21 protein-coding genes and 1 pseudogene are annotated in these 24,570 nt (G+C 74.8%); 6 read left to right on the top strand and 16 right to left on the bottom strand.

Annotated features, from left to right (window positions below):
- Positions 1–61: 61 nt before the first annotated feature.
- Together cutA and AC3EVP_RS29170 are read left to right on the top strand one after the other, a co-directional pair.
- On the top strand, positions 62–385 hold the full coding sequence (gene cutA, locus AC3EVP_RS29175) for a divalent-cation tolerance protein CutA (RefSeq protein ID WP_435134969.1): 324 nt from the start codon (positions 62–64) through the stop codon (positions 383–385).
- 109 nt (positions 386–494) lie between these two features.
- Positions 495–1,178: a class I SAM-dependent methyltransferase gene (locus AC3EVP_RS29170; RefSeq protein ID WP_435134967.1), complete on the top strand. Its 684-nt coding sequence runs from the start codon at positions 495–497 to the stop codon at positions 1,176–1,178.
- Here AC3EVP_RS29170 and AC3EVP_RS29165 read toward each other — a convergent pair.
- Positions 1,167–2,576 carry a hypothetical protein gene (locus tag AC3EVP_RS29165; RefSeq protein WP_435134965.1) on the bottom strand — a complete coding sequence of 470 codons (1,410 nt, stop codon included), beginning with the start codon at positions 2,574–2,576 and terminating at the stop codon, positions 1,167–1,169. The genes AC3EVP_RS29170 and AC3EVP_RS29165 overlap by 12 nt on opposite strands.
- Positions 2,577–2,935: 359 nt before the next feature.
- Here AC3EVP_RS29165 and AC3EVP_RS29160 point away from each other — a divergent pair, with 359 nt between their 5' ends.
- Positions 2,936–4,135, top strand: a complete 1,200-nt coding sequence (locus AC3EVP_RS29160; RefSeq protein ID WP_435134963.1) for an MFS transporter — start codon at positions 2,936–2,938, stop codon at positions 4,133–4,135.
- A gap of 68 nt (positions 4,136–4,203) precedes the next feature.
- On the opposite strand, the gene AC3EVP_RS29155 is transcribed toward AC3EVP_RS29160, so the two are convergent.
- The 8 genes from AC3EVP_RS29155 to AC3EVP_RS29120 form a co-directional block, all read right to left on the bottom strand.
- Positions 4,204–5,919: an NADase-type glycan-binding domain-containing protein gene (locus tag AC3EVP_RS29155; RefSeq protein WP_435134961.1), complete on the bottom strand. Its 1,716-nt coding sequence runs from the start codon at positions 5,917–5,919 to the stop codon at positions 4,204–4,206.
- The gene (locus AC3EVP_RS29150) at positions 5,906–6,424 is read right to left on the bottom strand and encodes a phage tail protein (protein ID WP_335972234.1); all 519 of its coding nucleotides are present in this window, start codon (positions 6,422–6,424) and stop codon (positions 5,906–5,908) included. The genes AC3EVP_RS29155 and AC3EVP_RS29150 overlap by 14 nt, the downstream gene beginning before the upstream one ends.
- An 86-nt stretch (positions 6,425–6,510) precedes the next feature.
- Positions 6,511–8,469: a putative baseplate assembly protein gene (locus AC3EVP_RS29145; protein WP_335972141.1), complete on the bottom strand. Its 1,959-nt coding sequence runs from the start codon at positions 8,467–8,469 to the stop codon at positions 6,511–6,513.
- A complete protein-coding gene (locus tag AC3EVP_RS29140; protein WP_335972143.1) occupies positions 8,469–8,972 on the bottom strand; it encodes a GPW/gp25 family protein in 504 nt (167 codons plus the stop codon). The genes AC3EVP_RS29145 and AC3EVP_RS29140 overlap by 1 nt, the downstream gene beginning before the upstream one ends.
- Positions 8,972–10,867, bottom strand: a complete 1,896-nt coding sequence (locus tag AC3EVP_RS29135; RefSeq protein ID WP_435134958.1) for a VgrG-related protein — start codon at positions 10,865–10,867, stop codon at positions 8,972–8,974. Before AC3EVP_RS29135 ends, AC3EVP_RS29140 begins: the two co-directional genes overlap by 1 nt.
- Complete coding sequence (locus AC3EVP_RS29130) at positions 10,864–11,583, bottom strand: CIS tube protein (RefSeq protein WP_435134956.1); 720 nt, start codon at positions 11,581–11,583, stop codon at positions 10,864–10,866. The genes AC3EVP_RS29135 and AC3EVP_RS29130 overlap by 4 nt, the downstream gene beginning before the upstream one ends.
- Positions 11,583–12,020: a phage tail protein gene (locus tag AC3EVP_RS29125; RefSeq protein ID WP_335972148.1), complete on the bottom strand. Its 438-nt coding sequence runs from the start codon at positions 12,018–12,020 to the stop codon at positions 11,583–11,585. Before AC3EVP_RS29125 ends, AC3EVP_RS29130 begins: the two co-directional genes overlap by 1 nt.
- A 103-nt stretch (positions 12,021–12,123) precedes the next feature.
- Positions 12,124–13,116, bottom strand: coding sequence for a hypothetical protein (locus AC3EVP_RS29120; RefSeq protein ID WP_435134953.1), 993 nt, complete (start codon positions 13,114–13,116; stop codon positions 12,124–12,126).
- On the opposite strand from AC3EVP_RS29120, the gene AC3EVP_RS29115 reads away from it, so the two are divergent.
- Both AC3EVP_RS29115 and AC3EVP_RS29110 read left to right on the top strand, forming a co-directional pair.
- A complete protein-coding gene (locus AC3EVP_RS29115; RefSeq protein WP_435134950.1) occupies positions 13,094–13,810 on the top strand; it encodes a hypothetical protein in 717 nt (238 codons plus the stop codon). The two genes, AC3EVP_RS29120 and AC3EVP_RS29115, sit on opposite strands and share 23 nt — an antisense overlap.
- A gap of 129 nt (positions 13,811–13,939) precedes the next feature.
- Positions 13,940–14,518, top strand: coding sequence for a hypothetical protein (locus tag AC3EVP_RS29110; RefSeq protein WP_435134947.1), 579 nt, complete (start codon positions 13,940–13,942; stop codon positions 14,516–14,518).
- Between the two features lie 1,209 nt (positions 14,519–15,727).
- Here AC3EVP_RS29110 and AC3EVP_RS29105 read toward each other — a convergent pair.
- From AC3EVP_RS29105 to AC3EVP_RS29090, 4 genes and pseudogenes are all read right to left on the bottom strand, one after another.
- Positions 15,728–15,886 (bottom strand): DUF6760 family protein, encoded by a 159-nt coding sequence (locus tag AC3EVP_RS29105; protein ID WP_202234989.1) that lies wholly within the window; start codon positions 15,884–15,886, stop codon positions 15,728–15,730.
- Positions 15,883–16,278: pseudogene (locus tag AC3EVP_RS29100) on the bottom strand (hypothetical protein); the annotation flags it as partial. The pseudogene AC3EVP_RS29100 and the gene AC3EVP_RS29105, both read right to left, overlap by 4 nt.
- Positions 16,279–16,323: 45 nt before the next feature.
- Positions 16,324–16,767, bottom strand: coding sequence for a phage tail protein (locus AC3EVP_RS29095; protein WP_202234991.1), 444 nt, complete (start codon positions 16,765–16,767; stop codon positions 16,324–16,326).
- 94 nt (positions 16,768–16,861) lie between these two features.
- Complete coding sequence (locus tag AC3EVP_RS29090; protein WP_435134943.1) at positions 16,862–18,460, bottom strand: phage tail sheath family protein; 1,599 nt, start codon at positions 18,458–18,460, stop codon at positions 16,862–16,864.
- A 529-nt stretch (positions 18,461–18,989) separates the two neighbouring features.
- On the opposite strand from AC3EVP_RS29090, the gene AC3EVP_RS29085 reads away from it, so the two are divergent.
- On the top strand, positions 18,990–20,372 hold the full coding sequence (locus tag AC3EVP_RS29085) for a COG1470 family protein (RefSeq protein WP_435134940.1): 1,383 nt from the start codon (positions 18,990–18,992) through the stop codon (positions 20,370–20,372).
- Positions 20,373–20,420: 48 nt separating this feature from the next.
- On the opposite strand, the gene AC3EVP_RS29080 is transcribed toward AC3EVP_RS29085, so the two are convergent.
- From AC3EVP_RS29080 to AC3EVP_RS29070, 3 genes are all read right to left on the bottom strand, one after another.
- The gene (locus AC3EVP_RS29080; protein WP_435134937.1) at positions 20,421–22,619 is read right to left on the bottom strand and encodes an ATP-binding protein; all 2,199 of its coding nucleotides are present in this window, start codon (positions 22,617–22,619) and stop codon (positions 20,421–20,423) included.
- On the bottom strand, positions 22,616–23,299 hold the full coding sequence (locus AC3EVP_RS29075) for a Pvc16 family protein (protein ID WP_335972164.1): 684 nt from the start codon (positions 23,297–23,299) through the stop codon (positions 22,616–22,618). The genes AC3EVP_RS29080 and AC3EVP_RS29075 overlap by 4 nt, the downstream gene beginning before the upstream one ends.
- A 75-nt stretch (positions 23,300–23,374) precedes the next feature.
- Entirely contained in the window at positions 23,375–24,103 is a 729-nt protein-coding gene (locus tag AC3EVP_RS29070; protein ID WP_435135018.1) for a helix-turn-helix transcriptional regulator, read from the bottom strand.
- Positions 24,104–24,570: the final 467 nt, after the last annotated feature.

Here is a 24,570-nt window from a genome sequence, read left to right as displayed (position 1 = left end):
GGCCGCTTCGGGGCAGGGCGGGCGGAATACGGTCGGGGGAGAGGCGGCGGATGGAGGACTGATGAGCGGATACGTGAGCGTGGCGACCACGACGGACGGTGCGGAGCGGGCGGGGGAGTTGGCGCGGGTGGTGGTGGAGCGGAGGGTCGCGGCGTGCGCGCAGGTCGAGGGGCCGCTGCGCTCGGTGTACTGGTGGGAGGGCGAGGTGCGGGTCGAGGAGGAGTGGCGCGTGGTGTTCAAGGCCCCCGCGGACCGGTACGGCGACCTGGAGGCGGCGATCAAGGCGGCCCACACCTACGAGACCCCCGAGATCATCGCGACCGCGATCGAGCGGGGCAGCGCGGAGTACCTCGCGTGGCTGGACGAGGAGACCAGGCCCCGCTGACCGCCCCCGGTTGCCGGAACGGCAAGGCCGCTTGGGGTTTCGGCACGCGAAGCCGCACGCTCGCCCGTACCGGGGCCAACCGGTTGCCGGACTGAGCGGAGGAGTACGCATGGGCGAGGCGGCGTCGGCCGAGGAGTTCTGGGACGGCCGGTACGGGGGCGGCGAGCGGATCTGGAGCGGGCGGCCGAACGAGGCCCTGGCGCGCGAGGTGCGCGGCATGGCACCCGGCACCGCGCTGGACCTGGGCTGCGGCGAGGGCGGCGACGCGATCTGGCTGGCGGGCCAGGGCTGGCGCGTGGTCGGCGTGGACATCTCCCGGAAGGCGCTGGAGCGGGCGGCGGCGCACGCCGAGGACGCGGGGCTCACCGGTCAGGTGGAGTGGCGCCGCCACGACCTGGCCGCGGACTTCCCCGCGGGCAGCTACGACCTGGTCTCCGCGCACTTCCTGCACTCGCCGGTCGAGATGCCGCGCGAGGCGATCCTGCGGTCGGCCGCGGCCGCGGTCGCCCCGGGCGGGGTGCTCCTGGTGGTCGGGCACGCGGGCTGGCCCGCGGGCGAGGCGGACCCGGACCTCGACGTGCACTTCCCGACCCCGGACGAGGTCCACGCGAGCCTCGAACTGCCGCCCGGCCAGTGGGAGGTGCTGGTCGCGTCGGAGTACGAGCGGGAGTTCACCGACCCCGAGGGCCGCGTCCGGACCCGCCCCGACAACACCCTCAAGCTGCGCCGCGCGAAGGCCCCGACACCTGCCACGGCGCCTGCCCCGGCGCCCGGGCGGACCTCAGCTCGGTGACAGCCGGTACAGCGCCGCCGCGCCCCCCGCGAGGGTGACCGTGAGGTCGGACGGCCGGCTCGCCCGCGGATAGGTCGCGCTCGACGCGTCGAAACGGGCGACCGCCTTCACCGCCGTCGCGTCCAGCCCGATCCGCACCGTCTGCGACCCGTCCGGATCGCGGTTGACCACGAGCAGGTGCCGGGTGCCGTCGTCCGCCCCGGCGGGCTTGAAGACCGCGAGGATCGCGGGGCCGCCGCTCGCCGCGGTGACGTGGCTGCCGGGCGCGAAGGCGGTGGTGCCGACGGGCGCCGGGGTGTCGTTGACGTGCTGCACCGACTCCGAGACCAGCGGCTTGAGTTGGCGCCCGACGGGCTGGAGCCAGCCGCTGTTGAGGTCGGCGGCCGCGTCGTAGAGCGGGGTGCGCTTGCCGTCGGTGGTGACCAGCGCCTGGGTGTACCCCTCGCCGCGGGCCGGGTCGGGCGTCCAGTACGTGAAGTACTGGATGCCCTTGCAGCCGTACGCCAGGCTCACGTTGACCTGCCAGGCCAACTGCTGTGCGCTCGGGGTGACATGCCCGCTGAAGCCGGTGGACTGGATGTACGTCCACGCCGGTATGCCCGCCTGGAGCGCGGCGGCGCGGACGATCGCCCAGGTCTCGAAGTACGCCGTGTCCAGCCCCTCGGTGAGGAACGGGTAGCGGTCGAAGGAGATCAGCGCGGGCTTGACCGTGTCGAGGTAAGTGCGCACGAAGCGTTCGTAGCGGGCGCCGTTGCCGCGGTTGATGTTGGCGTACGGCAGCAGGCCGGGGGTGGCGGAGCGGACGATGCCGGTGAGCGTGCCGAGGTTGGGGAAGCGCTCGGTTTGGGGCTCGTCGTAGAGGCTGAGCCCGGCGAACGACGCGTGGCGCCCGTAGGTGCCGGTGGCCGACCGTATCCAGTCGGTGGCGTCGTCGGTGGTGATCGAGGCGGGCACGCTGCGGTCGTCGGTGACGGTCATGTGCTGCGCGACCACGCTCACCCGCGGGTCGCCGGCCACCAGCACCTTCAGGCCGACCTGGTCGGCCAGGCCGAGCGCCTGGTTCGCGCTGGCCTCGTCGAGCTGGTAGTTGCCGGTGATCAGGAAGGTGAAGCCCGCGTCGGTGATCTCCTGGTAGCGGGCGAGCGTCGTCTCGTAGGGGTGCGGCGGCCAGTACAGGCCGATCGGGAAGTCCGGACCGCCGGTCAGCGGCAGGTCGGCGCTGGCCGCGGCCGTCGCGGCCCGGTCCGAGCCGCCGGTCGCCGCGACCACCCGGCCCACCGTGGCGGCGCCGGCCGCGAGCACCCCGGCGCCCATGCCCGCCGCCTGTAGCAGCGCCCGCCGGTTCAGGCCCCGCGCCCCTCCGGGCGCCGAGGGCGCCGGAATCCTCCGCTCCGACACGGCCTGCTCCCTTCGTGGCCCCGGGCGGGGCCGTCTCCTACCTGCTGGTGCCGTCCTGGCCTCCTGGCCTCCTGGCCTCCAGGCAAAGTACGACAGCGGGTGCACATCTCCCTATAGCCGGGCGAAACCACCGGCCTCGCCCGGGTGAAGACCCGGTGCCGCCCGCGCCCCGCAACTGCCCTGCGCCGCCCGGCGATCCGGACCCGCCCGCTGCCCGGCCGCCCGGCCGCCCCCGTGACCGATCCCACAGCCCGGCACCGCGGTCGCCGCGGAGAGCGATGGTCCGGCCGCCCTCGGTGAGACGGCGGGCGGTGGCCCGGGTCCCGCCGCCGCGCCGCCGCAGCCCCTACCGTGAAGGGATGACGCCTTCCGACGCGGGACAGCGCCCCGTACGGCCCTGGTACGCGCTGGCCGCCGTGGTCTTCGCGGTGGGCATGGCGGGCACCACGCTGCCGACCCCGCTGTACGGCCTGTACCGCCAGGAGCTCGGCTTCTCCGAGTTCATGGTGACCGTGGTCTTCGCCGTCTACGCCTGCGGTGTGATCGCCGCGCTGCTCGTCGCCGGGAACTTCTCCGACCTGCTGGGGCGGCGGCCGGTGCTGCTGGCCGGGCTGGTGCTCTCCGCGCTGAGCGCGGTCTGCTTCGTGGTCGAGGGCGGGCTGCCGCTGCTGTTCGCCGGGCGCCTGCTGTCCGGCTTCGCCGCCGGGCTGTTCTCCGGCGCCGGCACCGCCGCCGTCACCGAACTGGCTGCCCCTGAGCAGCGCGGGCGGGCCTCCTTCGCCGCGACCGCCGCCAACATGGGCGGGCTGGGCTGCGGCCCGATGATCGCCGGACTGCTCGCGCAGTACGAGCCCGAGCCGCTGCGGCTGCCCTACCTGGTGCACCTCGGCCTGCTCGCGGTCTGCGCCGCGGTGGTGTGGGCGATGCCGGAGACGGTGCGCCGCCGCGACCCGCGGCCCCCGCTGCGCCCGCAGGGCATGGCCGTACCGGCCGAGGTGCGGGGGGTGTTCGCGCCCGCCGCGCTCGCCGCCTTCGCCGGCTTCTCCGTGATGGGGCTGTTCACCGCGATCGCCCCGTCGTTCGCCGCGCAGTACCTGGGGGTGTCCAACCTGGCGGTGTCCGGCGCCGTGGTGCTGTCGGTGTTCCTCGCCTCCACCGTGGGGCAGTCGCTGGTGGTCAGGACCGGGGTGGCCCGTGCGCTGCCGCTGGGCAGCCTGGTGCTGATGGCGGGGCTGGTGCTGATCGGCGGCGCGCTGCTCGCGGAGTCCCTGGGCCTGCTGGTCGCGGGCGCGGTGGTCAGCGGCATCGGGCAGGGCATGGCGTTCCGCGGCGCGGTGGCCACGGTGAGCCGGGTCGCGCCCGCCGAGCGGCGCGGCGCGACGATCTCCGCGCTGTTCGTCGCCGCCTACGTCGGTATCGCGCTGCCGGTGGTCGGCATCGGCGCGCTCGCCGTGGGGGTGGGGCTGCGCACCGCGGGCCTGGTCTTCGTGGCCTGTGTGATCGCGATGTCCGGCACGGTCGCGGCCTACCTGCTGCGCCGCCCGCTGCCGGCGACCTGAACGCGGCGCGGGCGGCCGCACGGCCCCGGGGACCGTACGACCGCCCGCGTTCCCGCCTCAGCCGGCGGTCAGTTGGAGTGCTTCGGGCCGAAGAACTCGATCTCGGCGATCGCCACCTGCTTCTTCGCGTCGGTCCCGTAGGAGGACTGCACGGTGAAGCGCACCGAGGTGACCTTGTCGGCGCGGAAGGAGACGGTCTGGCCGCCGCTGCCCTGGTCCAGGGTGACGTGGCGGACGTGGGTCTTCCCGTCGGACGTGGTCAGGGTGACGTCCAGCTGGTGCGGCTCGGCGGACTTCGACAGGTCCGTCGGCTGCGTCGACTCGCCGGGGGTGATGACGAGGTTCAGCAGGTGCACCGGCTGGAGGAAGTCCGCCTGGAGCCACTGGCCGGCCCCGGACTCCGAGATGCCCGGCCCCCACCAGGTGTTGTTGAACTCGTCGAACGCCAGCTTCGGGCCGTGGTCCTTGAACGAGCGCGACGCGTGCACCGAGTCCGGGACGACCGGCGCCCGCTTGGCGAAGTGGTCCTTCGTGGCCTGCACCCCGGCGGGGATGTGCATCGCGCCGATCACCACCGCCACCGCGGCGGCCGCGGCGAACAGCCAGGTCACCACCCGGCCCAGGTTGCGGCGCAGCCGCGGCCGCTCACCGGCCCACGGCGCCTCCCGCCGGCGCCGCAGGAAGAAGTCCAGCACCCGCCGCCACCACGGGCGCCGCGCCCGCTCGTCGTACGGCCGGCCCGCCATCGGCATCGCGCAGCGGCGGCAGAAGTGCCGGTCGGGGCGGTTGCCGGTCTCGCACCAGGGGCAGCCGACCGGGCCGTCGTCGTCGGGCAGCGCGCCCGGCGTACGCACCAGCGGCCGCGCCGCGACCGGGCGGCCCGGCATCACCGCGCCCACCGACGGCGCCGTCGGCGGCCGCTGGGTCGGGTCCGCGACCGGGATCAGCAGCGCCCGGGCCCGCTCCTCCGCCGACTGGGCCTGCGGCTGCGGCTGCTGCGGCGGTTCCGGCTGCTCCTCCTGCTCGTACGGCGCCTCGGCCGCGTACCCCGCCTGGGCCGCCGCGAAGGACTCGGGTGTGTACGTCTCGGGCTCGTACGGCTCCGGTTCGTGCTGCGGGGCCTGGGCGTAGGGGTCGTAGGCGCGCAGCGGACCGTACTGCTGCTGGTCGGGCTGCGGCTGCGGCGGCAACTGCGGGATCGCCGGCGGCTGTTCGAGGGTGTCCTCCATCGGGTCGGTGCCCGCCCGGGGCGCGACCGGCGGGGCCGTGTCGGGCTGCGGCTGCCCCGGCAGGCTCACCGCGGAGCGCCAGCGGGCCGGCGGGGCCGGGCTCTGCGGCGGCGCCGTCCAGCCCTCCTGGGGGGCGCCCGTGCCGCCGACCGGGCCGGCGGACTTGTCGCCCGGATCCCCGATCACGTCCTGCCCGCCGCCGGAGCCGCGGCCGCCGGCGCCCGTGCCGGCGTGCGGCGGCAGCGGCCCCGCACCCCCGGCCCCGGACCCGGACCCGGAACCGGCCCCGGACCCCGACCCGCTGCCGCCCGCACCCGAGCCGCCGCCCGCGCCCGGCGGGGTGCCCGGCGCGCCGCCGGCGGACGACGAACCCCCGCCGCCCGCCGCGCTCGCCGCCGGCTCCGCGCGCCGCGCGGCCGCCGCGGCGGGCCGGTCCGCCCAGCCGAGCACCGCCCCGCACCCGTCGCAGAACGACTGGTCGGGACCGGCCTGCGTGCCGCACTCGGCGCAGGTCCGCGCCCGTGGCGGCTGGGCGTCATAGCTACGTCCGGTCACCTTCGGAGGTCCTTTCAACCGCGGTCACCTCGACCGTGTAGGGCATGTGGGCGGGGCGGGCGGCCGCCACCAGGCGGTCCAGCCGCACCTGGTCGGACGGTCCGGCACCGGGCAGCCGTATCGCGACGTGCAGGTGCGGGCGCTGCTCGCCGGGCACCGGGCCGAGCGGCCGCGCGTCCCAGTCCGCGGCGCCGCTCTCGCTGATCTCCGGCTCCACACCGAACGCGAGCCGCACCACCTCGGCCAGGCCCCGCCGGGTGCCGCGGATGCGGTGCAGGCGCGCGGCGGCGGCCACCGCCCGGCGCAGCGCGGCGACGTCCTCGACGCCGTCGGTCTCCGCGCCCACCCAGTCGCCGAGCCAGCGGGTGAAGTCCGCGGGGGCCAGCGACGGCGCGAAGTACGCCTCCAGGCAGTCCAGCACGTTGTGGATCGGCGCCAGCACCTCGTCGAGACCGGCGACGAAGCGCTGCGCGAGGTCGTCCTCGGCGAAGACGGCCGGCAGCATCGCGCCGAGCGGCGCGGACGAGCCGAGCCCGTCGATCGAGCCGCGCCGCCCGGGCGCTGTCGCCTTGCCGAAGTCGACGCCTGCGGTCACTCCTGGCCCCCGATCACACGCACCCGGTGGTCGAAGGAGAAGACCAGGGACGGCGGTTCGAGGTCGATCCGCTCGGTGGGGTCGCCGCGCTTGCCGGTGAGCGGGTCGGCCGGGTGCAGCAGCACCTCGTCGACCAGCTCCACGCCGGGCACCCGCTGGAGCACCGCGAAGACCTCGCCGGCCTGCACCGGCCGGCCGAACGCCCAACCGGTGCCGCCGGCGCCGCCGGTGAGCGGGTCCAGGTGCCGGTACAGGGCGTCGTGCGCGCGCTGCCGGACCATCTCGGTGTCGGTGCCGCGGAAGGCGTGCAGCGTCGCCACCACCGTGACGCCCTGGTAGTAGGGCGGGCCGACCGCGAGCCGGGTGCCGATCAGCCGCCGGTCGTCGAGGTAGTTCGTGATCCGCTCCAGCAGGGCGTCGTCCGGCACCAGCTGCTCGAACCGCAGCCGCCCGCCGAGGTCGGTGACGGCCTGCGGCACCACCAGCACCCGCACCGCGTGGGCGCCGTGCTCGTCCGGGTCGGCGGCCAGGCAGGTGATCCGGGCGGTCTCCGGCGCGGCCCGGCGGGCCAGCTCCTCGTAGTCCCGCAGCGTCACCGCGCGGTCCTGGGCGCGCAGCGTGATCGGCGCGCGGGCCTTGGCCTCGTCGACGGTCTCGCCGTCCACCCCGCCCTTGGCGGCCTCGCGGTTGACCACCTCGGCGACGTACGGCACCGAGTTGCGCAGCACCTGGATCGCGCCGCGCGCGACGTTCCCGGCCCGGCCGCCGCCGGTGCGGTAGCGGCGGACCCGGATCGCGGCGCCCATCGGCGGCACCGCGCCGTACTGCCGCAGGGTGCCGTCGGACTCGCGCACGGCCGGGCCGAAGGCGATCTCGCCGGTGGCCGCGTCGAGCGTGACGTGCCGGTCGTACGGGCCGGACGCGGCGAAGTGCCCGACCACGTCCCAGTCGACCCAGCCGTTGTCGTCGGTGACCTGGAGCAGCATCGCGGGCACGTCGCCGACCACCGGGTAGTGCGCCAGCCGCAGCCGCTGGCCGGGCAGCCCGGTGGACTCGCCGAGCATCTCGTCGCGGATCGTCTCGGCGTGCACCACGCCGGTGGTGCCGCCGATGGTGAACGCCTCGACCGACCGCACGGTCGGCGAGGTGGTGTAGAACGGCTGCCCGGTCAGCGGCTCGGTGACCCGGCAGCGCAGCCAGCCCGCCTCGCGCCGCCCGGACCGGGACGGGGTGTGGCCGCCGGGCACGTGCAGCACCACCTCGCCGGGCCGGTTGAGGCCACCGGTGCCGTCCCGGTCCACCTCGCACTCCACCCAGCCGTCCGCGGTCCACGCCTCCCAGACCAGCGGCGGCTGCCGCGGGTCCACACCGACACCGTCCACCCGGCTGTCCAGGGTCAGCGCGACCGCGCAGTTCGGCACGGCCGCGGACAGCCCCAGCAGCATGCAGTCACCCGGCCGCGGCGACTGGCTGAAGCACAGCAGGTCGCCGCCCTCGGCCAGGTCCGAGGTGCGGTCCACCGCGCCCTTCTCCCCGTGCTGCATCACCAGGTACTCCAACGAGCACGGCACCACCGTCAGTTCGGCCTCGGTGGCGAAGACCACCGCTTCCTCGTTCTCGGTGCGGGAGGTGGCGACCTCGGTGCCGGCCGGCAGCCGGACCGGCTCGTCCACCGGCGCGGACAGCCAGAACGTCACGTCGGTGCGCGCGGCCGTCGGCGGGAAGAGGGTGATCCCGATCAGGTCGAGGAACGCCAGATGGTTCTTCTCCGGCACCCGGTTGAGCCGGTAGACGACCTGGTCGGCCATGTGGGCGACTGTCTCGACCAGGGTGATGCCCGGGTCGGAGACGTTGTGGTCGGTCCACTCGGGGGCGCGCTGCTGGATGTAGCGCTTGGCGTCGTCCACGAACTGCTGGAAGCGGCGGTCGTCGAGGTTGGGGGAGGGCAGGGCCATCAGCGGTCGCTTTCGGTGGCCGGCCGGGAGCCCGTGGACGACCCTTCGGGGAGGGCGTGGGAACCGGGGAGGCCGGGGGAGGAACTGGCGGAGGCGGGCAGGTCGGGGATGTCGTGCGAGGGGATGGTGTAGAAGGGGAAGACCAGGCTGCGCGGGTTGTTGGTGCCCCGCACCGAGTAGCGCACGTCGATGTAGAGCACGCCCTGCGCGTCACCGGCGGTGACCTCCACGTCCTCCACCTCGATCCTCGGCTCCCAGCGGTCCAGACTGGTGTACACCTCGTGCTGGATACGGCCGGCCGTCGCCTCGTTGACCGGCGCGAAGACCATCTCGTGGATGGCGCAGCCGAACTCCGGCCGCATCGGGCGCTCGCCCGGCGCGGTGGCGAGCACCAGCCGCATCGCCTCCTCGATCTCCGCCTGGCCGCTGACCATGGCGATGCCGCCGCCCGGGCCGATCCGCAGCGGGAACGCCCAGCCGGTACCGACGAATTGCTCTGCCATCACACCACCGGCATCCCGTTGGCGGTGACCACGCCGAGCAGCATGACGTTGGTTCCGTCCACCGTGACATCCAGCGGCGAGCTGAGCATCAGCGCGCCCTCGCCGGAGACGGTGGCGACACCCACGGCGTTCAGCTCCAGCGCGGCCAGCGCGTTGATCGCGACCGCTCCCAGCGAGCGGGCACTGATGGTGCCCGCCTCGATGTCGAGGACACCGCCGCTCTTCAGCGACATCCGGCCGCCCGCCTTGAGCGACAGGTTGGCGCCCGCCTCGACCGACACCGACCGGCTGCCCTTGATGCTCACCGAGCCCTTGCTGTCCACGGTGATCTCGGTGCGGGTCCGGTCCAGGTTGATCACCAGCCGGTCGTCACCGGAGCTCACCCGCACCCCGCGCTTGCCGCCGACCCGCTGGTCGAGCAGGTCCACCCGGTTGTTGCTGCGGTCGGCGAGGGTGTGCCGCACCACCCGGCCGCTGGTCGCGTCGTACGGCTGGACATCCGACTTGCCGGGCTTGTCCTTGCCGTTGTACAGCCCGCCGATCACGAACGGGTGGTCCAGCGCGCCCCGGTCGAAGGACACCAGCACCTCGTCGCCGACGTCCGGGCCGATCAGCCCGCCGCCGCCGTACCCGCCGAACTGCACGGTCCGGGTCCAGTCGCTGATGTACGTGTCGTCCAGCCACGGGAAGCGCAGCTTGACCCGGCCCTGCTTGAGCGGGTCCTTGATGTCGGTGACCAGCGCGTTGGCCACGCCCGGCAGCCGGGAGGCGCCCGCCGGGGCGGCGCCGCTGCCGCCGGAGGCCAGCCCGTACAGCGACCGCCACTGCCGGCCGCTGACGGTCAGCCAGGTCTCGTAGTGCCGGCCCGCGCCGAAGGTGTGGCGGGCCGCGGTCACCGTGTACTTGCCCTCGAAGGGCGCGCCGACGTCGGCCAGCGCCACCGGGACCCCGGGCCGCAGCTTCGGGTTCCCGTGCACCGTCACCTCCACCTCGGCGAAGGAGCTGGTGACGTCGTCCGACAGCGACTTGGCCGCGTTCGTCACCTCGCCCTGCTTGTCGTACGGGATCTCCGTCTCGACGAGCGTCGCCGGCCCGAACGCGGTGACCGCCGCCGCCGGGCTGGTGCCGATCTTGATACCGGGGTTGTCCGCGGCCGTGGACCGCCCCACCAGGTCCCGCTTGGTCGTCACGTCCCAGCCGCGCGCCTCCACCTTGCTCACCTGGTCCGCGGAGGTCACCGCGGACCGGCAGCGCAGGATGTCGACGCCCGCCTCCAGCACGTACGGGCTCTTGTCGCTCGGCGTGCTCACCGGCGGCGCACCCGAGGCCGGGTCCGGCTTCTCGAACTGGAAGGTGCCCTTGGAACTCAGGGACATCACCATCCCGTTCTCGTCCGCGAGCCGGCTCAGGAAGTCCCAGTCGGTGACGTTGGCCTGGGTGATGAACTCGTACAGCGTCTTGGTCGACTCGATCTTGCCGATCGGGACCTTGTCCTGCGCGGCGAGCTTGCGGGCGATGTCCGAGGCGGTCATGTTGCGGTAGGCCACCACCCGGCGCTGCCGCAGCATCCGGTGCCCGAGGTCGTAGCCGCGGATCACGCTGAACGTGCCGGTGCCGTCGTAGTCCGTCTCCAGCCCGGTGATCTCACCGGTGAGCAGCGGCGACTGCGCCCCCTGCCCGTCGGCGACCGGGGCCAGCACCACCGGCGCGCCGAGCTTGGCGCCGACCTGGCCGAGCACCTTCCGCTTCGGGTCGCGGAAGGTCAGCTGGAACGCGCCCGGCACGCCCGCCCCGAAGTCCACCCAGCCGCCGACCAGCAGCGTGGCCATGGTCGGGGTCAGCGGCGCGCCGCCGATCGTGACGTGCAGGACGTTGGAGTAGCCGATCTTGGTCATCGCAGGCCGACCTCCTCGGCGGCCGGCAGGATGAGTTCGGTGCCCGGCTCCAGCCGCGACGGGTCGTCGATGCCGTTGCTCTCGGCGATGGTGCGCCACACGGTGGCGTCACCGTACTCCCGCCAGGCCAGGTGCTGGAGCGAGTCGCCGGACACCACCCGGTGCACCCGGCGGGCGGTCAGCGCGCCCGACGTCGGGTTCTGGCCGAGGGTGTTGCTCGGGATCTCGTTGAGCTGCACCCGGCAGGTGGCCCGGATCGGCGTACCGGTGGTGCTGAACAGGGTGTAGGACGCCTCCACCGAGGAGACGTACGCGGTGAACCGGGCGGTGGAGAACGAGCCCCACTGGAAGACCACCCACGGCGTCGAGGGCTGCTTCGCCTCGATGCTCGCCGACGTCACCTCGCAGCAGGAGAAGAGCGCCTCCACGTTCTTGCGCACGTCGTTGCTGTTCGGGTCGTCGGACCGGTCGAGGAAGATCTCGACCGACATCTCCCGCGGCTCGGGCCCCATGAACTCCGGCAGCGAGCCGTCCCGGACGGCCGCTGTCGGCGTGGTCTTCCACTGCGCCCGCCGGGTGAGCGACAGCTCCGAGGGGTTGAAGTCGAAGTCGAAGTTCTTGATCAGGCCGCCCGGCGTGGTGCTGTAGCCGATCGGCGGCTGGTGGATGGCGAGCGAGGCCCGTACCAGGCTCTTGCCCGCGCCGACGCTGCTCATTACGCCGCCCCCGCATCCGTGAAGCCGTGGTGGGCGATCTCCAGCACCTCGTTGGCGACCGACGGGCTGTTCGGGTCGAGCGACGGGCCGCGCCAGCTCACCGGCAGCACGTCGATCAGCCCCCAGCGCGCGACGACCGAGCCGTCCGCGCGCAGCGCCGCGATCTGCGCGGTGGGCCGGGTCACGCCGGTGGTGATGGACGTGATCCAGGCCGCCACCTTCGAGGTGTCCGGGGTGAGCGGCCGGGTGAGCGTGATGTTCGAGAACGTCACCCGGGACGGCAGGCTCCACACGAAGCCGTTGTTGCCGCCCTCCTGGTGCTGGTGGATCTCGACGGAGGAGCCCAGCCCCTCGCAGCCGTTGAACACGCCCAGGCTCTCGCCGTCGATGGTCAGGTTGAAGAAGATGGTTGAGCCGGGGTCGAGCTCGCTGGCCATCGATCACTGCCTTTCTGCGGACGAGTCGGGTGGGCCCGGGTACGGGCCCGCGGGTACGGGCACTGCGCGGGTGCGCCGCGGACGTGGCGGTGCCGCGGCGCGGTCAGCGGCGGGAGTCACGCAACCTGCCGATCCGCTCCCGGTCCATGCGCAGTTCGGTGCGCAGCAGCCGGGACAGCGGGCCGATCAGGCGGTGCGTCAACTCGTCGACCTGGCCATCGGACAGCGTACGGGCGTCGAAGCCGGCGCCCGACTCGTCCCCCGCAGGTGAGGAGGTGCGGGTGTCGAACGGGCTGTACGCGGGCGGCGGATCGGACGGAGGGTGTGAACCGCCCCCGCCTCCGCCGCTCTTGTTCTCGCCGCCTCCGCCGTCCCGGTGGGCCGTCACGGCCGTGACCCGCGCCTCCGCGGTGCGCTGGGGGCTGACGAACTTCGCCAGCGACGTGGTGGTCGGCGTCGCGGGCACCCGCTGCACCGGCAACTCGGCCGTGGGCGCGGTCCGTACGGGGCTGAGCGGCGCGGTGGCCTGCGGGGCGCTGCCGGCGTGCGCGGTCTGTGCGGCCTGCGCGGCCTGGAGCGCCTGGATGGACCGCACCGCCTGGGCGTCGGCGGGCGGGGCCGCGGGCGCCGAGGGGGCCATCGCGCGCTGGACGGGGGGCTGGACCGGGGGCTGGTCCGGCTGACCGGGTCGGCCGGGCTGGGTGGGCGCTTGTACGGGCGCGGGCGCCGCCGCGGGTACGGCGGCCGGTGCGGGGCGCGCGGACCGCAACGGTACGGCGGCGACAACGCGTTGGACCGACGGCTGCGCGGCCGCGGCGGCGGTGCGTACGGCCCCGAGCGGCACGGCCGGCGGTACGGCGGCGCCGGACGCCGCGGGGGCGGCCGGGGTGCGCTGGACCTGGAACCGGGCCTGCGACTGGGCTGCGGGTGTTGCGGGTGTCGTGGGGGCCGCTGGGGCCGCGGTCGGGAACGCCTCGGCGACGCCTGTGAAGGGCAGCGCGTCGGCGCCGTGCCGCACCGGGCCGGTGCTGGTGGGGCGCGGGTCCGGGCTCGGGCTCGGCGCGGAGGCCGGGGTGGCGGGCGCGCGGAGCGCCACGGCGGCGGCCGCCGCGGCCGACGCCGCGCGCTGGACCACCGTGCGGGGCCCGGCCGGGCCGGTGGCCGGTGCGGGCGCCGCGACGGCCGGCGCGGGGGTGGGTGCGGATGCGGGTGCGGTGGTGCTGCGCTGGACCGCAGGGGCGGGGGCTGCTGCGGGGGTGCTGGCCGGTCCGGTGGGGCGCAGCGGCACGGCCGCGGGCGCGGTCGGCTGCCCTGGTCCGGCGGGCTGGATCGGGCGGAGCGTGGTCCGCACCGGCCGGGCGGACGCCAACGGGCGTGCGACGGTGGCGCGTTGGACGACCGGGGCGGTCGGCGCCGGGCTTGCCGGGGTGCTGACCGCAGTCGCGGGGGCGGCCGGTTCGGCTGGGGCGGCCGGTGCAGCTGTGGTGGCCGGGGCCGGGGGAGCGGGTGGAGCGGCGCTGCGCTGGACGGGTGCGGTCACGGGAGCGGGCGCGGTGGGTGATGTGGTCGCCGCGCCCGGCGAACGGACCTGCGCGGCAGCCGCGTTCGGGGCGGCCGGCGGCGTCGCGGACGGCCGGACGGCGGGCGCGGCCGTGGTCGCGGAGCGCTGCACCGTACGGCCGGTGAGCGGCTTCGCACCGGCCGGCGGCGAGGACAGGGGGGCGCCCAGCAACGGCCGTTGCCGGGGTGCGGCACCGCTGGGTGCGGCGGGCGCGGCGGCGGACCGCTGAACAGGCTGCGGGGCGGCGGAACTTGGCGCTGCTGCCGAGGTCGAAGAGGTCGAAGAAGTCGAAGGGTTCGAAGGGGCACCGGGCGGCGGGGAGACGGGGAGCGCGGAAGTCGGCCCGTTTGCGGCGGACTTGGGCGCGTCGAGGCTGGTCGCCGGGGTCGCCGGGGTTGCGGACGCCGTGGTGCTGCGCTGGACCGCCGGAGGTGCGGCCGGAGTCGAGCCGGTCGCGGCCGAGGAGGGTGCGGCAGGCGCGGCTGCGGCGGACGTGGGCGCGCCGAGGCCGGTGGCCCGGGGCGGCGGGGACGTCGGCCCGGCGGCGGTGCTGCGCTGGACCGCCGGGGACGCGGCGGGAGCCGGGCCGGGCCTGGACGACGACGTGGGCGCGCCGAGACCGGGTGCCCTTGCTGCCCGAGGAGCCGCCGGGCTCGCCGGAGCCGACGGGGTGCCGGGCGGCGGGGAGACGGGGAGTGCGGAAGTCGGCTGGTTTGCGGCGGACTTGGGCGCGTCGAGGCTGGTCGCCGGGGTCGCCGGGGTTGCGGACGCCGTGGTGCTGCGCTGGACCGCCGGAGGTACGGCCGGAGTCGGTCCGGTCCCGGCCGGAGCCGAGGCGGCCGGTCGGCCGGGCGTCGTCGGCGTCGTGGCCGCAGGGGGAGCGGATGCCGCGGCGCCGGACGCGGAGGGTGCCGCAGGCGCGGTGGCGCTGCGCTGAACCGGCGGGCCGGCGGCGGGAGTCGACGCCGAGGTCGACGGTGCCGTCGTCGTGCGCTGGGGCGCGGACGCCGGAGGCGTCGGCTTCGCCGGGGACGTGGCGGCGGCCGTGCGTCGCTGAACCTGGGGCGCCGCGGGCGCGGCCCCCGGACCGGAGACGGGCGCGCCGAGTCCCGCCCGGCGGGTGCCGGACGCCGTGGAAGGCGCGGCCTGCCGCTGAACGGGCGCCACCGGCAGGGCAGCCGGGGCGCTCGCAGGCGCGGGTGCCGCGGGTGCCGCGGGTGTCGAGGGTGCCGTGGGTACGGCGGACGAGCCGGATGCCGGGGCCGCGGTGCCGCCCGTACGGGTGGCCTGCCGCTGGACCGGTGCGGCAGCCGGTGCGGGTGCGGGTGCCGGCCCGGACGGAGCGCTCCCACCCGGACCGCCGAACCCGCCCGATCCCGGCGAACCGCCCGGTGCGCCGGGCCCGTTGCCGTCCGACCCGCCGCTGGTCCCACCGCTCGTACCGCCGCCGGGAGGCGTGGCCGAAGTGGTCGGGGCGGCCGGAGCTGCCGGGGCCTTCGCCACCGCGGGCAGCGCGCGGCGCGCCACCGGCGGTGCGGGCGCCCGGGTGAGCGCCGGGGGTGCGGCGGGCGCCGCGGCCGGCGCCGTCAACGGCACCACGCGGGGCCCGGCGGCGCGCGTCGCGGCCACCGTGCGCTGCACGGCGGGTCCGGGCGTGGCCCGCGGCGAGCCGCCGCCGGCGTCACCACCGTGGTCGTGGTCGCCGACCACGGCCACCGGCAGCGAGATCGGTGGATGGCCGCTGCCCGGCGCGGCGGCCGGTGCCGGGGTGAGCACGTCCCGGATCACCCCGGTCGGGGCGTCGTCGAGCACGACGTGCGCCAACTCCCCGGTGAACGAGGGGTTCTGCCACGCCGAAAGGGTGCCGCCGAAGTGCGCGGCCGCGACCGAGGGCCCGGCCGGGCGGGCCAGCGCCCGCTGGATCGGCGGCAGCACGGACCAGCCGGGCGGCCCGGCCGGTGCCGCGGCGGCAGCCGCCGTACCGGTGCCGGCACCGGGGCCCGGGGCGGCAGCCGGCGTGCCGCCGGCCGTGGCCCCGGCTGTCGCGGCGTCCGCCGGCCGCGTGCCGCCCGTCTGCGTGCCTGCGCGTGCGCGGGCCCGTCCGGCCCACCGGTCAAGGATTCCCATGGCCGTTACCCCGCCCCGGTCACCGCTCGGCCGTGGCACGCGTGACGAGCGAGGCGATCTGCTCGGCGTACCTGCGGCGGTCGCGGTGTTCGAGGTCCAGGATGTCCTCCAGGCTCCAGTGGAAGTGGTAGGCGATGTACGCGATCTCCTCGTGCACCCGGTCGGTCGCGTACGTCACGATTCCCCCAGGCGGCTCCCGCCGAGCTCGACCTCGAACGGCTGCTCGCAGTGCGGACAGGTCACGCCGGCGCGGGTGTGGCCCTCGGCGTTGATCTGGCGGTAGAAGTCCTGGAGGAAGGCGAGGTCGGAGGCGAACATGTTCTCCACCACGCCGTCGTGCATGTGCGGCACCGTACCGAGCCGGGTGATCACCCGGCCCAGCAGGACCACGGACAGATACGCCGGGTTCTCCTGCACCCGCAGGTCCCGCAGCGGGATCAGCTCGTCCCTGGCGGTGGCCAGGCGCATGGTCCCCTCGCGGTGCACGGTGCCCGCCTCGTCCACGTAGCCGCGCGGCAGCTCGAACGCGAACTCGGTGCGCAACTGGCGCCGTACGGGCGCGGGTTCGGCGGCCGGCGGGCATCGGCCCCGACCGGGGAGCCGTTCCTCGGCGCATTACTCCATGATCATTTCTTCGTAGGTGATCGTGACGGTCTCGGTCAGCGCCGACGCCTCACCGGCCTTGACGGTGCTCGCCGAGACCTTGCTGCACCACGCCTGCCGCAGGTGGTACCGCTTCACCGGGTTGTTCATGTAGTCCATCACCAGGATGCTGGCGTTCTTGCGGGCCGAGCCCATGTCGCCGCGGACCGAGGCGTTGATCCAGTCGTTGAACGCGGTGGACTGCGTCATGCCGCGCACGACGGTCGCCTCACCCGCCTTCTTCACGCCCGGCATCTTCTTGGTGACCGGCTGGCCGTTCGCCGACACCTGCTGGTACTCGATGACGTCCTGGGTCATGTCCAGGCCGTTGACCTCCTGGAGGTACTCGACCATCACCCCGTCGATCTGGAGGCCGAAGTTGTGTGAGGTGAGCGCATCACCTGGCTGGAGACTCATCGCCGCTGTTCCTTCGCTTCGCGCTGCTCGTACGTCATGCCGTGCTGGTCCTGCTGCTGTTCGCGGTGGTCCGGGCGGTCAGGCCGCCGTCGGATCACTCCTCCAACTCGCCTGCGCCGCTGGAGAACTGGGCCAGCCGGAAGATCACGAACTCGGCCGGCTTCACCGGGGAGACGCCGATCTCGCAGATCACCCGGCCGAGGTCGACCGACTCCGGCGGGTTGGTCTCGGCGTCGCACTTCACGTAGTACGCGTCGTCCGGCTGCCCGCCGAACAGGGCGCCGCCACGCCACTCGGTGACCAGGAAGGCGGAGATGTTGCGCCGGATACGGGCCCACAGTGCCTGGTCGTTGGGCTCGAACACCACCCACTGCGTGCCGTTGAGGATCGACTCCTCGAGGTAGTTGAAGTACCGGCGGATGTTCAGGTAGCGCCAGGCCGGGTCGGAGGACAGGGTACGCGCACCCCAGACCCTGATGCCGCGGCCGGGGAAGGAGCGGATGCAGTTGATGCCCAGCGGGTTGAGCAGGTCCTGCTCGCCGCGGGTGATCTGCAGCTCCAGGTCGACCGCGCCGCGCACGACCTCGTTGGCGGGCGCCTTGTGCACACCGCGCTCGGAGTCGTTGCGGGCCCAGATGCCGGCCACGTGGCCGCTCGGCGGGATCAGCCGGGTCTGGCCACCGGACGGGTCGAAGACCTTGATCCAGGGGTAGTACAGCGCCGCGTACTTGGAGTCGTAGTTGGACGTCTCCTGGCGCCAGACGCGGATCTCGCGCGCGTTGAGCCCGGGCGGCGGGTCGATGATCGCCAGCCGGTCGCCCATCAGCTCGCAGTGCGCGATCAGACCGAGCTGGACCGCCTTGACGGACTCCAGGTCGATCGCGCCGCGCTGGTAGGCCGCCATCAGGTCGGGGACGGCGACCATCGAGATCTCGTCCACCGCCTCCAGGCCGCCGAAGCCGGTGCGGTCGGCGCTGTCGCCGAGGTACTCCTTGACGTTGGTCGCCTCGGCCGGGGCGACCGGGGCCGCCGGGGCGGCGGCCGGGGCGGCGAGCGCCACGGTCTGGTTCTCCGGGCGGGCCAGCTGCCCGGCCGCGGCGGCCTCCGTGACGATGATGAGCTTGGAGCGCTCCTTCACCTGGGTGACCACGTAGTTGCGGCCGCCGCGCTTGGCGGTCACGTCGAAGGTCTCGACGGTCTTGCCGCCGTCCTTGACCAGCAGCTTGAAGCGTTCGGCCGGGCCCTCGCCGTCGGCGTCGGCGACCTCGACGCTGAGCGCGCCGCCCTCACCGGGCGCGACCGCGGCGACCTTGAAGGTGCCGAGGGCGGCCTCCTCGCCGGCGGTCAGCGCGGCCGGGGCGGTACCGCCGCCGACGGCCGCGGGCTGCTTGGTGTCGGCGTCCACGGCGGAACCCGACACACCGCCGGCCTGGCCGCCCACACGGACGACGTAGGCGGCCGAGCCGCCGTTGTTGAAGAAGCCGTAGACCGAGTGCGCCAGGAAGTAGCCGTCGGTGAACTCACCGAAGGACGCGACGTACTGCGTCCAGTTGGTCACCAGGGTCGGCTCGTTGAGCGGACCGGTGGGCGCCAGGCCGACGAAGGCGGCAACCGATGTGCCCACCCCCTCGATCGGACGGGAGCCGCTGGCCACTTCCTCCACGTAGACGCCCGGCGACAGATACGACGGCATGCGCTGTTCTCCTCGGGGTACGAGAAAAGGGTCGACTCTCACCCTCGCTCGCCAGAGCGCCGGGCGAAACGTCCTGCGGTGCCTTTCCGGGGGCAGTTCCGCTGCCCCCGAAGGGCAGCGCCGACGCGGCGGTGCCGCCACGTGGTGCTCTCGGCACGCCCTGTGGTGCCCGACTTGTCATGCCGTGTCCGCTGATGGGAGGTGCGGGGCCGGGGTCCGGCGCCGCGCGGAGCGCCCCTCGGGCCGGTGCGCCGTGCCACGGGGACGGGTGGCGCCCGTGGGGCGCATGGGGTCTGCCCTCAAGTCTGCCCCCAAAGACCTTGCCATGGCCGTGAGTTCGTCGTAGGCAGGCGAGCGCGTCCTCGACGCGGGGTTGCCGGACCCGGTCGGGAGCGCCGACGCGGGGCCCAACTCGGGTGCCACGGGGGCCCGGTGGCCGTATCTTCGGGCAACCGCGCCGCCCGCGCGGACAACCGCGCTGCCTCGCGGGTTGCTGACGGGCAGGGGGCGGACCCCGTAGCGTCGCGGTGTGAGCATCTGGACCTCCCTCGAACCCCCGTCCGCCACGGTCGACGCCGGCAGTTCCACGATCGTGCGGCTGCGGTTGCGCAACACGGGCGACGTGGTGGACGAGTACCGGTTCCTGCCGGTCGGCAACCTCGCCCCGTACATCACGGTCGAGCCGCCGACGCTGCGGCTGTACCCGGGCACCGTGGACACGGTCGAGCTCACCGTCGCGCCGCCGCGCACACCGGACGCCATCGCCGGGCCGAACCCGTACGGCGTCCAGGTCGTGCCCACCGAGCACCCCGATGCGACCTCGGTGCCTGAGGGCAACATCACCATCACGCCCTTCACCGAGGTGCGCGCGGAGCTGGTGCCGCACACCGTCAAGGGGCGGTTCCGCGGCCGGCCGAAGCTCGCCGTGGACAACCTCGGGAACACCAAGCTGACCGCCTCGATCGTCGGCACCGACAACGGCGACCAGATCACGTACGAGATCCACCCGGCGAACGTCCAGATCGAGCCGGGCCGGGCCGCGTTCGTGAAGGCCACGCTGCGGCCGAGCCGGATCACCTGGTTCGGGCGCAAGGAGAACCGCCCCTTCCGGCTGGCGGTCCAGCGCTCCGGCGCCAACCCGCTCGAGGTCGACGGCACCTACGTCCAGCGCGGGGTGCTGCCGCGGTTCCTGGCGACCTTCCTCGGCCTGCTGATCGGGCTGGTCATCGCCGCGGTCGCGCTGTGGTTCGCCTACAAGCCGCCGGTGGCCAGCCTCGCGCAGCCGAAGGTGGAGCAGGCCGCCGCCTCCACGCTGCCCACCCCGCCGCCGACGACCACGCCGCCACCGGTCGTCACCCCGGACCCGACGACACCGCCCCCGACCACCTCGGCGCCCTCGGGCGGCGGCGGCAGCACCCCCAAGAAGAAGGCCAAGCCCGCCACGGCGGCGACCGCGGTGAAGAAGCTCGCCGAGGACGACCCGACCGGCCGGCACATCTGCTACCGCGTCTACGTCAGCGACAAGGGCTGGACCAAGCCGTCCTGCGACGGCGTCACCGCCGGGTCCACCGACGAAGACGCCAACGCCATCGAGGCGATCAACGTCTCCGTCTCCGGGGTCGGCGGCAGCTCGGCCAACGCCTTCCGCCAGGTCGGCGGTTGGAACAACATGCCGTGGAAGTCCGGGGACGACAAGGTCGACGTCTACGTCGGCACCACCGGCAAGGGGTTGCTGCTGTCCGGCTACGCGGTCGGCGCCTCCACCGGCGACATCTGCCAGAACACCTACCTGCACGTCGGCGGTTGGGGCGGCAAGTCCTGCAACGACCCGACGAAGACCAACCAGGACTGGATCTTCGGCGGCACCACCGACGCGTCGGGGATGGTCATGGCCATCCGCCTGACCGTCTGATCGCACGCGCGCTGAGCCGGCCCGCCCCGCCCGGGGCGGGCCGTTCGGCTACCAGGTGGTGTCGTCGGTCAGGACCAGCCGGCCGGCCTTGCGGTACTCGCGCTGGGCGCCCGCGATGAGGTCGTCGGTGCCGACGGGTTCGCCGCGGCCGGCCGCCGCGTACGCGGCGGTGACCACGGCACTGCGGATCGAGCCGCCCGCCAGCTCGAACTCCTTGGCCACACCGGCCGGTTCGATGTCGTCGGCGCAGGGCACGTGGGAGAGGCTGTGCCGCCACAGCGCCAGGCGCTGCGCGGGGTCGGGGAAGGGGAAGTCGACCACCAGGTCGAGCCGCCGGGTGAAGGCGTCGTCGACGTTGGCCCGCAGGTTGGTGGTCAGCAGCGCGATGCCGTCGAAGGACTCCAGCCGCTGGAGCAGGTAGGCGCTCTCCATGTTGGCGTAGCGGTCGTGCGCGTCCTTCACCTCCGAGCGCTTGCCGAAGATGGAGTCGGCCTCGTCGAAGAGGAGCACCGCGTCGGTCCGGTCGGCCTCGGTGAAGATGCGCTCCAGGTTCTTCTCGGTCTCGCCGACGTACTTGTCGACGATCGAGGAGAGCTGCACCACGTAGAGGTCCAGGCCGAGGTCGGCGGAGACCACCTCGGCCGACAGCGTCTTGCCGGTGCCGGAGTCGCCCGCGAAGAGCGCCAGCACCCCGCGGCCCCGGCCGCCGCCGGCGCTCAGCCGCCAGTCGCCGAGCACCCGGTCGCGGTGGCGGGCCCGCAGCGCGAGCTCGTGCAGCTGCGCGAGCGGGCCTTCGGGGAGCACCAGGTCGTCCCAGTCGACGGCGGGCCTGATCCGGCGGGCGTGCCGCTCCAGCCCGGACGCGGACTGCTGCCGCGCGGCGAGCCGCAGGTGCGCGGGGGTCAGCGGGGTGCCGTCGAAGGCGGCCAGGTCCTGGGCGACCTGGGCGACCCGGCGGATGCGGTCGCGGCCGAGCCGGTAGGGCGCGACGACCGGTGCCAGGTCGAACCCGAGGCCGCCTTCGGCCCCTTCGCCCCCCTCGGCTTCGTCGGCCGGTCCGCCGGCCGCGCCGAGCGCCTCGGTCCAGGTGGCGAGGTCGCCGGCCCGCTGCCGGGGCGCGTCGAGGACGAGCGGGTCGTGTTCCGACCATTGCGGATCGTACGGGCGGGTGCCGGCCATGACCACATGGACGTCGCCGACCGCCAGGGCGCGGACGAGTGCGGCGGCGGCCGCGGGCTGGACGGGCACCGGCGCCACCAGGATCGCGTGTCCGCGCAGGCGCGCCTCGCGCAGGAGATGGGGGAGCGCGGCAGTGGCCGCGGCGATCTGGTCGCGCTCGGCGACGGGCCCGCCGCCCTGGTCTCCGGTCGGGTCGGCGTCGGCTCCGCCGCCGCCGGGCAGGGCCGCCGGGGTGTAGTGCAGGGCGGGCAGCCCGGCCGCGCCGAACGCGGCCGCGGCGCAGGCGACGCCCTCGCCCTCGCGGTGCTCGCGCAGGTAGACGGTGGCCGGTCCGGCCGCCAGGCGGGCGGCGAGCCGGGCCACCAGCGGGTCGTCCGGCGCGGTGGACGCGGCGGCGGCCGGGGCGAGCGCGGTGACCTGCCCGGCGAGCGCGGGGTCCGGGGTGTCGTCGCCGACGAGGTGGGCGGCGACCCGGTCCGGGACCCGCAGCGACCGGCTGAGGAAGGGGCGTTCGGGCTCCTCGACGACCACCAGCCCGAGCGCGGCCAGCGGCGCCGACGGGTGGAAGCGGGCGCGGCCCTCGGCGTGGTGCGCGGGCACCCCGCACAGGTCGAGGACGAGGCCGACGGTGGCCCGGCGGCGGCTGACGTCGTCGTTGAGGTAGCCGTAGAGCGGTTCGAAGGCGCGGTCGAGGTCGGGGGCGAGCGCGGCGAGCAGGATGCGCGCGTCCAGCCCGGACAGGCCGAGCCGGGCGGCGAGCCGGACCAGCCGGTCCTCCCCGCGCGCCTCGCCGACCGCCTCGTCGGGCGCGGCCTCCGGTCCGGGGCGGGCGTCCTCGGCCGCCGGCCGCAGCAGGTACTGGACCGCCTCGTCGGTGAGGTACAGCCCGCGCAGCGGATCGGCGGCGGTCGGGTCGGTGGCGCTGCGGTGCTCGACGAGCAGCGCGACCCGGTCGCGCAGCGCGCCGAGCCGGCCGATGAGGGCGTCGTCGGGCCCGAGCGCGGTGCCGGGTTCGGTGCCGGGCCCGGTGGCGGCGGTGGCCGCGCCGGCGGCCGTCGCGGTGGTCATTCCGCGCTGTCCCGCCGCACCCCGCGGGCGGCGTCGCGGGCCGCCTGCTTCCGCTCGGCGACGTGGTGCGGCCGGTGGTAGCGCTCGGCGGAGCCCTCGAGGGTTCCGTCGGTGCCGCGCACCCGCACGCCCGCGCCCTCGGTGACCGGCGGCCCGGCGTCGTACTCGGGGAAGGCCGGGAAGGGGGCGGTGACGGTGACGTCCAGGGACGGCTTCAGCTCGCCGCCGAGTGCCGACCAGATCTCGGCGAACGAGCGGGAGTCGGTCTGCTGGCCGGCGACGGTCAGCGGGATGGTCAGGCCGAGCGCGGCCAGCGCGCCGGTCAGCTCCTCGGGCGGCAGCACCTCGCGGGGCAGCAGCGTGGCCAGGACGGCCGACAGCAGGCGGTGTTCGTCCTGCGGCTGCTTGGTCCAGGCGGTGACCAGGTACGACAGCCGGTACCAGCGCGGCGGTTGGCGCCTGCGCACCACGATGCCCTGGTCGTCGTGGACGGCGATGGCGCCCCGCTCACGCCGGTGGATGTCCTCGCGGATGTCGTACAGGTAGACGTCGATGGTCGGCGCGTTGCGCCGGGCGGCCCAGTCCTTGGTCGGCGCCTCGAAGGCGATGTCGACGCCGGTGCCGGCCAGGGCGCCCCCGGTCAGCAGCCCCTTGAGGACTTCGTCCACCTCGTGTATCACGGTCGCGCCCTTCGCTGTGCCCGCTGGTTGGTCAACGCTCGGTGCGGCCGGCCCGGTCGGGCCGGCCGGTGGCCGTCAGATGTAGCCCTCGCGCAGCGCGTACGCCACGGCGTGGGCGCGGTTGCGCAGCCGCAGCCGGGTGGTGAGGCTGTGCATCACGTTCTTGACGGTCCGCTCCGAGTACGACAGCTTGCCCGCGATCTCCCCGGTCTCCATGCCTTCGGCGACCAGCCGCAGCACGTCGACCTCGCGCGGGGTGAGCCCCGACGCCGGATCGCCGGGCAGGTGCTTGGCGTTGCGGTGCATGATGCCGACCTGCGTCATCAGCCGGCCGAGCAGGTCGGAGGGCAGGTCGCCGTCGCCGCGCGAGGCGGCCAGCACGGCCTGGAGGATGCGCTGCCCGGTGGCTTCATGCCGCCAGACTATGGCGCCCACCCCGCAGTCGATCACCTGGAGCAGTTCGGCCTCGCGGATCAGGTTGGCGACCAGCACCGCGCGTACGCCGTCGGTGCGCACCAGTTGGCGCAGCCGGGACAGGGTGCTCTCGTCGAGGGCGACGGCGAGCAGCACCGCGACGGTGCCCGGCTGCCGGCTCTCCTCGTCGACCAGCCGGATCTCCGGCCGCTGGCTGAGCTGGCTGGTGACACCGGCCAGCGAGATCGGGTCGGGAGCGTGGACCGTGACGGGAATCCTGGTGATGGTGCCCGACAGTTCGGGGGGCGTGGTGAGAACCACGGACTCAGTCCTTTCGCCCGCGCGGAGGGTGGAGTTGCGCACTCCTGTGCTTGCTGTTGCCTGCGCCATCATGCTCCGCCATGTAAACCCCTACCAACCCGTGCTCGCCCTCGGCCGCCCCGTGCACACATCCGACATGATCGAGGTGAACCGTTTCAGGGTTCCGCCCCGATGCCGTATCCGGCCAGCCGCTCCGCGGGCGGCCCGGGCCGCGCGGTTGCCCGTTCCACCCGGTGCGGGTTGCCCCTGGGGACCTTCCGGGCCCGTCACTCGGCCGGTCCTGGGCGGCAGTTGGGTCATCCTCCGACCCGGCGGAGGGGCGCCGTGCTGCCCGGATCGGCCCGGCGGCGTGCCCGGTTGGCCGTTCGACAATGGCTGAATCCGATCGGTCGGATGAGGTTTGCGCTCGTGATCGTAGGTCCCTGGGGCCACGTCGAAGTGAGAGCAGAATCACCGTGGCGTGAAGTGCGGGTGATGCGCGCGGTGTTGCCGCGGACGCGCCGGAGCCGCCCCCCGGGCGCCGCGGGCGGCCGCGG

Source organism: Actinacidiphila sp. bgisy144, from assembly GCF_057708105.1.
The sequence above is the reverse complement of the archived record's forward strand: the minus strand, read 5'-3'. Positions and strand labels throughout refer to the sequence as shown.